The organism is Allobacillus halotolerans (assembly GCF_018967645.1).
In the GTDB taxonomy this organism is placed as follows: Bacteria; Bacillota; Bacilli; order Bacillales; family Alkalibacillaceae; genus Allobacillus; species Allobacillus halotolerans.
Genome location: NZ_JAHLZF010000043.1, coordinates 1 through 1,922 on the forward strand (window position 1 = coordinate 1; position 1,922 = coordinate 1,922).

Below are 1,922 nucleotides of genomic sequence, written 5' to 3' on the forward strand. Positions count from 1 at the left end.
TTTATCCGTTGAGCGATGGCCCTTCCATGCGGAACCACCGGATCACTAAGCCCGACTTTCGTCCCTGCTCGACTTGTAAGTCTCGCAGTCAAGCTCCCTTCTGCCTTTACACTCTGCGAATGATTTCCAACCATTCTGAGGGAACCTTTGGGCGCCTCCGTTACCTTTTGGGAGGCGACCGCCCCAGTCAAACTGCCTACCTGACACTGTCTCCGAACCGGATCACGGTTCTGGGTTAGAATGTTCGTACAGCCAGGGTGGTATCCCACCGGCGCCTCCACCGAAGCTAGCGCTCCGGTTTCCTAGGCTCCCACCTATCCTGTACAAGCTGTACCAACATTCAATATCAGGCTACAGTAAAGCTCCACGGGGTCTTTCCGTCCTGTCGCGGGTAATGCGCATCTTCACGCATAGTATAATTTCACCGGGTCTCTCGTTGAGACAGTGCCCAAGTCGTTGCACCTTTCGTGCGGGTCGGAACTTACCCGACAAGGAATTTCGCTACCTTAGGACCGTTATAGTTACGGCCGCCGTTCACTGGGGCTTCGTTTCAACGCTTCGTGCCAAAGGCACTAACGCATCCACTTAACCTTCCAGCACCGGGCAGGTGTCAGCCCCTATACTTCGCCTTGCGGCTTCGCAGAGACCTGTGTTTTTGATAAACAGTCGCTTGGGCCTATTCACTGCGGCTCCCCAGGCTCGTAGCCTGAGTGAGCACCCCTTCTCCCGAAGTTACGGGGTCATTTTGCCGAGTTCCTTAACGAGAGTTCTCCCGATCACCTTAGGATACTCTCCTCGCCTACCTGTGTCGGTTTACGGTACGGGCACCTCCATCCTCGCTAGAGGATTTTCTTGGCAGTGTGAAATCAGGAACTTCGGTACTAAATTTCCCTCCCCATCACAGCTCAAGCGTACAGTGTGCGGATTTGCCTACACACAACTCTTGCTGCTTGGACGCGCTTATCCAATAACGCGCTTTCCTTATCCTCCTGCGTCCCCCCGTTACTCAAACGGATGGGAGGTGGTACAGGAATGTCAACCTGTTGGCCATCGCCTACGCCTTTCGGCCTCGGCTTAGGTCCCGACTGACCCTGAGCGGACGAGCCTTCCTCAGGAAACCTTAGGCATACGGTGAAGAAGATTCTCACTTCTTTTTCGCTACTCATACCGGCATTCTCACTTCTAAGCGCTCCACCAGTCCTCACGGTCTGACTTCAACGCCCTTAGAACGCTCTCCTACCATTGTCCTGCGGACAATCCGCAGCTTCGGTGATGTGTTTAGACCCGGTACATTTTCGGCGCAGCGTCACTCGACCAGTGAGCTATTACGCACTCTTTCAATGATGGCTGCTTCTAAGCCAACATCCTGGTTGTCTAAGCAACGCCACATCCTTTTCCACTTAACACATACTTAGGGACCTTAGCTGGCGGTCTGGGCTGTTCCCCTCTCGACTATGAACCTTATCACCCATAGTCTAACTCCCAGTCATAAGTCATTGGCATTCGGAGTTTGACTGAATTCGGTAACCCGGGAAGGGCCCCTCGTCCAATCAGTGCTCTACCTCCAAGACTCTTTTGCTGAGGCTAGCCCGAAAGCTATTTCGGAGAGAACCAGCTATCTCTGTGTTCGATTGGCATTTCACCCCTACCCACACCTCATCCCCGCACTTTTCAACGTACGTGGGTTCGGGCCTCCAGTAAGTGTTACCTTACCTTCACCCTGGACATGGGTAGATCACACAGTTTCGGGTCTACGACCAACGACTGAATCGCCCTGTTCAGACTCGCTTTCGCTGCGGCTCCAGGTCTTCCCTTTAACCTTGCCGCTGATCGTAACTCGCCGGTTCATTCTACAAAAGGCACGCCGTCACCCGTTAATGGGCTCCGACTACTTGTAGGCACACGGTTTCAGGTTCTATTTC

1 rRNA gene is annotated in these 1,922 nt (G+C 53.5%); it reads right to left on the reverse strand.

Annotated features, from left to right (window positions below):
* Window positions 1-1,922: ribosomal RNA gene (locus tag KQ486_RS13855) — 23S ribosomal RNA — on the reverse strand; the annotation flags it as partial.